We start from the raw sequence: 5,406 nt of genomic DNA, 5'->3' as shown, positions 1-5,406 counted from the left end.
GTGCTAAAGCGCTGCTGCAGATCCGCAAAGCTCGCCGCGGCCGCCGCGCTGTTTCGGGCATATTCCGCAGCCTCGGAGGCCGCTTTGGCCTGCGCAGCCTGCAGCGCAGCCCCGGATTCCGTGCGCAGTTGCTCCAACGCTGCACCCGATTCGCGCTCCAAACGCTTGAGTTTGCCCCTCATCACCAGCCACGTGATCAGCATCGGCAGCAGGACGGCGGCGGCAGCCACGGCGTAAAATGTCGTCTCAGGGACAATGGGGCCGGTGCCGAGCATGGCTTTTTCTAACGTAGTTCCTGCAAACATAGCACTATATGAACGCTCACACTCTATTCTGTCCAGCACGCATTGCTCCTTGAGCGGCGGATAAAGGTGGCTAGTTTGCGCCCCCTTTCCCCCCAACCCCAACATGTCCAAGTTCAACATCCTCATCGCCGGCAACAACGACCCCATTTCGAGCAAAGGCATCGACCTGCTCAAAGCGGAGCCGTCCTTCTCTGTTGAGGTGAACATGAATCTCAAGGCCGAGGACGCCATGATCGAGGCCTCCCGCAATGCCCACGCCATCATCGTCCGCAGCGGTGCCAAAGTCACCGCCAAGGTCCTCGAAGCAGCCCCCAACCTCAAGGTCGTGGGCCGCGCCGGCGTCGGCGTGGACAACATCGACGTCCCCGTCGCCTCGAAGCGCGGCGTCGTCGTCATGAACACCCCCGGCGGCAACACCATTTCCACCGCAGAGCAGGCCTTCACCCTCATGATGGCCCTCTCCCGCAAGACCCCCCAGGCCCACGCCACCATCGTCAGTGGCAAATGGGACCGCGCCAAGTTCAAGGGCACCGAAGTGTTTGAAAAGACCCTCGTCGTCCTCGGCATGGGCCGCATCGGTGCCGAGTTCGCCAAGCGCGCCAAAGCCTTCGGCATGAGCGTCGTCGCCTACGACCCCTACCTCTCCAAAAACCGCGCCGAAAGCCTTGGAGTCACCCTCTGCGAGGACCTCGACGCCGCCATCGTGCAGGCTGATTACATCACCATGCACATGCCGCTGACTCCCGAGACGAAGCACATGATCAATGCCAAGCGTCTTGCCTCCCTCAAGAAGACCTGCCGCATCATCAACTGCGCTCGCGGCGGCCTCATCGACGACGCCGCACTCGCCCAGGCTCTCACCGACGGCACCATCGCCGGCGCCGCCCTCGACGTCTTCGAAGTCGAGCCCCCACCGGCCGATTACCCCCTCCTCAGCGCCCCAAACACCGTCTTCACCCCCCACCTCGGTGCCTCCACCGAAGAAGCCCAGGAAAACGTCGGCATCGAAATCGCCGAAGTCATCAAGGCCCACCTTCTTCAGGGCACCGTTGTCAACGCGGTGAACATGCCGAACGTCGATCCCAAGGTGCTCGCCGAAATCGGTCCCTTCCTCAAGTTCGGTGAACTCCTTGGCCGTCTGGTCTCCCAGTTCGCACCTGCGCGCGCCAACGTCGTCCGCATCAATTACAGCGGCAAAGTCGGCGGTGGCGACACCTCCCTCATCTCCCGCGCCGTGCTCAAAGGCTTCCTCGAGCGCGCCGTCGGTGCCGAGCAGGTGAACTACATCAACGCCAACGGCGTCGCTGAAAACCTCGGCCTCCGCTTCACCGAAAGCCGCCTGCCCGAAGCCAGCGAATTCACCGACCTCATCGAAGTCATCGCCAAAAACGATACCGAGACCGCCAGCATCGCCGGCACTTTCTTCGGCAACGAACCCCGCATCGTGAAGGTGAACACCCACCGCATCGAAGCCCGCCCAGAAGGCACGCTGCTCTTCATCGAGAACATCGACCGCCCCGGCATGATCGCCGCCTACAGCACCACGCTCGGCAAAAACAACGTCAACATCGCCGACATGAGCCTCAGCCGCGACAAAGAGTCCGGCAAAGCCTTCACCCTCCTCACCCTCGACACCACCCCGAGCGCCGAAGTCCTCGCCGAACTGGAAAAAATCCAGGGCATCAGCAAGGTCCACTGCGTGGCCGTCTAAGCGCCTGCGAATACTCCTCGTCCTCGATGCTGCAGCGCCGCATCGAGGACTGATGCAGCATGCCCCCATTTGGACTGCGGTCGCGCAGTGAGGAAGGAACGCAGCTGCCGCTTTCGACGGACACTGTGGCACGCGCGTGCCAGGAAATGCTCGAATGCGGGAGTTGTTGGTTCTTCGCAAGTGAGCCTCACTTTTTATCAGCCTGTCCTTGCTCAATTTGCGCACCCCGGCCTAACCAGGCAAAACCTGTAGACCCGAAAATCAGCGTGGGGTCGGCAGCCCGCTGCCCCCTGCCGCACGATCCTGCACAAAACCGCTGAAATCAGCAGGCAACGGCTGGAGCCGGCCATCCGCAGTCAGCACCTGCCCCTCCGGCACCAGCACGGCACTCACCTTCGTCATGAGGCCATTCCGAATCAAATACGCCTGTCCATTGATGGTAAAAAGCCCCTCTCTCACCGTGGGGCTGATATCATTGACGAAGTCTGTTGGCAAAACCACCAGCCGCCCATCGGGCGTCAGCACCTGTCCCACGGGTATCAGAAAGGCATCCACCAGGACCGCTCGCTCATTGCGAATGAAGTAGGTTTTGTTGCGATAAAACACAATGCCGTTGGGGATGACGCTCGTCTCCACAGTGGTCGTTTTGACCTCCTTGGCGGGCGGGCTGCCGGTCTGAGCTGAAGCACTGCCGCAGCAGGCCAGCGTGGCAGCAAAAAAAAAGTAGGGGAGAGGTTTCATGGTGAGTAGACTCTAAAAAGCGCCCCCATCATCCGCCATGGGGTGTCCACCCCAAACCTGAGTCACATCATCAGCGGCACCTGCATCTTCAGTTTGCTTTGACCATCCAGCGTCCGGCGCGTGCGAATGTGATCAGGTCACAAATCCGAACGGCCTGAACGTTTGACTCCTCCTCTGAAGTCCGCTTCTGACGAAACGGATGGCTAAGCACCATCCATAGCAGGCTAAGCGGCGCTAGGATGCTTACTCCTTCGCTGCCAAAATGGTGCTCAGACTGGAACTCCATCAGATCCACTTGGAATTTCTTCCCATAGGCTTGGATCAAATCCAATCCATCATCGCCAGCGACACCGAGATCGCCGTACAACGTTGTCTGGAGGTGAATGCGCTCAGCCTTGAATCCTGTGAAGGTGGCCACAAACTCAATGACGCTTTCTTCCAAATTTTGCATGAGCTGCCCCTACTTCAGCAGCCACTCCACCAGTCCTGCCTCTGTATCTTTCCCTTCACCACGCACCCAGCTCAGGTAAGACCCCTGCACTTTGATCATCCCGGGCAGGTCCAGATACTTCGCCCCACCCGGCAGAAACATCGGGTCACGGTAATCCAGGATCTTCCCAAAGCGGAAGCCATGCGTGTCATACGCCGCACGGTCGATCGCCTCACCCGCCACCGCACGCGCTGCCAGCGCGATCGGCCCCGTCTGCTCACCCAGCGCCGCGATGCACACCGACTTCGGGCTCGGGTGCGATCCCACCTTCGTGTTCCGCAGAAAGCTCGTCAGCGTCAGCACATCATGCGCACGCTGCGCAAACAGCGCGCTGTTGTAGCCATACGTGTAGCCCGCAAACTCACGCGGATTCGCCACCAGCCGGTTCTGTTTCGCCAGTTCGCTTCCTTGAAACAGCAGATCCACGCCCAGCACCGCCGCGCCACCCTTCACCAGTTCCTTCACCTGCGCGTTCGCGATGCCCGACTTGCCCGCGTCATCCAGCCAGATCACCACCCGCCCGTTCCACTCCTTCGGGTACAGCCACGCCACGCTCAGCTCCTCGTTGTAGGTTTTGTTCGTCAGCGTGCCCGTCATTTCCAGGTGGTCGCCACGGTCCTGCTTGTCCTTCAGCGTCCACTCCACCTCGCCCGCCTTGTCATACGTCCGGCCGATCACCACTTCGATGCCTTCGCGCAGCACCTTCGGGTCCGCCTCGCTCAGCAGCTTCTCCGCATCCGCAGTCATATACTTCAGCAGCTTGCGTTCAAACTCCGGATCCGCCGCCTTCGGGGCAGGGTGCTTGTCATCCCACACCGTCAGCTGCTCCCGCGTCAGCGGCTCATAGTCCTTCTCGATCACCGGCGCCTCCTGCCCCAAGTTGAAATGCTTGTTCACAAACGTGTAAAACGCAGAGCGCGTCACAGCGTTGTAGTTGTGCGGAAAGTGTTCCCCACGCAGCAGGAACACATTGTCCTTCTTGCCAAAGGTTGCGTACAGCTTCTGCAGGTCAGGGAAACCCTTCGTCGCCATCTCCTTCGTCCAGTCATTCGCCGTGTTCATCCCCTGCGGCTTCGGCGCAAAGAGGCCCGCAAATTCCACATTCCCCGTGCCGATCCGCAGCAGCGAAGTGTTCTCGCACGTGCAGCCACCCTGCATCGCCGTGCTCACCATCACACATGGAAACGAAAGCTTGATCCGGTCATCGATCGCCGCCAGCAGCATCGTCTGCGTGCCACCACCGCTCGCACCCGTGATCGCCGTACGCTCCGGATCCACTTCTGGCAACGACAGCAAAAAGTCCAGCCCCCGCACCGCGTTCCACGTCTGCAGACCCATGATGGATTGCAGATGCGCCTCCGCCTGCGGACTGTACAGCCCCCAGTTCTCCGCCGTGTTCATCTCCGGCCGCTGCTTCGCAAATGCGTGCACGATCTCCCGCGGGATCTGCACCGAGTCCGAATCACTCAGCATGTCCCACTGCCACACCACGCAGCCCATCCGCGCCAGTTGCACGCAGAGCGATTGAAAAATACTCTTCCCACCCCGCTCAAAACGCTCGCCCCCCGCCGCGATCTCCGCCCGCACCTTCGCATCTGTCTCAATTGAAAGCCGCGCATCCTTCCAGTGCCCGTGCGCAAACATCACCCCCGGCACCTTGCCCTTGATCACCTTCGGCTTCCACAGGCTCCCCGTCACAAAAAATCCCGGCGCACTCTCAAAGTACACCTTCTCCACCGTGAAGCCATCCCCCTCCACCTTCCCATGCACCACCGCATTCAGCGGCGTCTTCGTCGGCATCGGCCACAGCCCCTCCGCCACCAAAATCTGCTTCCGCACATAATCCTTCCGCGCATCCCACTCACTCAGCGAAGACGGCGGATTGAAAGGAAAATACCCGTTCAAATCCTTCGGCGCCTGCAGCCGGCTGTCCTCAGCACGGACAATGGACGACGCGAGAACGGCAAGGAGGAGCAGCTTGGATTTCATGGTTGGGAAGTGAAGCGCATTCTAACGCTGCGAGCAGGCAAAGTTCATCATGCGAGCGAAACGAATGCTCTAAAACCCCTCGCTCTCGCTCCCTTCAATCACAATGCGCTTCGTCTCCGGCCCCTGCTTCACCGCCTCACGCGCCTTCCCGCCGCGCGTTTCCGTGAACT

Annotated in this window: 5 protein-coding genes; 1 reads left to right on the top strand and 4 read right to left on the bottom strand. The window is 60.5% G+C overall.

From position 1 onward, the window contains the following. On the bottom strand, positions 1 to 275 hold a 275-nt coding region (locus WAW39_RS18215; RefSeq protein WP_422320615.1), incomplete at its 3' end, for a hypothetical protein. 133 nt (positions 276 to 408) lie between these two features. On the opposite strand from WAW39_RS18215, the gene serA reads away from it, so the two are divergent. Further along, positions 409 to 2,016, top strand: coding sequence for a phosphoglycerate dehydrogenase (gene serA / locus WAW39_RS18210; RefSeq protein WP_422320614.1), 1,608 nt, complete (start codon positions 409 to 411; stop codon positions 2,014 to 2,016). Between the two features lie 261 nt (positions 2,017 to 2,277). On the opposite strand, the gene WAW39_RS18205 is transcribed toward serA, so the two are convergent. The 3 genes from WAW39_RS18205 to WAW39_RS18195 all read right to left on the bottom strand — a co-directional run bounded on the left by WAW39_RS18205 (position 2,278) and on the right by WAW39_RS18195 (position 5,236). Continuing rightward, positions 2,278 to 2,757 carry a hypothetical protein gene (locus WAW39_RS18205; RefSeq protein ID WP_422320613.1) on the bottom strand — a complete coding sequence of 160 codons (480 nt, stop codon included), beginning with the start codon at positions 2,755 to 2,757 and terminating at the stop codon, positions 2,278 to 2,280. 88 nt (positions 2,758 to 2,845) lie between these two features. Continuing rightward, on the bottom strand, positions 2,846 to 3,199 hold the full coding sequence (locus WAW39_RS18200) for a DUF1493 family protein (protein ID WP_422320612.1): 354 nt from the start codon (positions 3,197 to 3,199) through the stop codon (positions 2,846 to 2,848). An 18-nt stretch (positions 3,200 to 3,217) separates the two neighbouring features. Further along, a complete protein-coding gene (locus WAW39_RS18195; RefSeq protein ID WP_422320611.1) occupies positions 3,218 to 5,236 on the bottom strand; it encodes an alpha/beta hydrolase family protein in 2,019 nt (672 codons plus the stop codon). Positions 5,237 to 5,406 lie beyond the last annotated feature (170 nt).

It is taken from the genome of Prosthecobacter sp. (assembly GCF_049294395.1).
Taxonomy (GTDB): Bacteria; Verrucomicrobiota; Verrucomicrobiia; order Verrucomicrobiales; family Verrucomicrobiaceae; genus Prosthecobacter.
The sequence above is the reverse complement of the archived record's forward strand: the minus strand, read 5'-3'. Positions and strand labels throughout refer to the sequence as shown.

Bases quoted from the DNA above. Each gene is read 5' to 3' on its own strand.
- serA (WP_422320614.1), top strand. From the start codon at position 409: ATGTCCAAGTTCAACATCCTCATCGCCGGCAACAACGACCCCATTTCG.
- WAW39_RS18205 (WP_422320613.1), bottom strand. From the start codon at position 2,757: ATGAAACCTCTCCCCTACTTTTTTTTTGCTGCCACGCTGGCCTGCTGC.
- WAW39_RS18195 (WP_422320611.1), bottom strand. From the start codon at position 5,236: ATGAAATCCAAGCTGCTCCTCCTTGCCGTTCTCGCGTCGTCCATTGTC.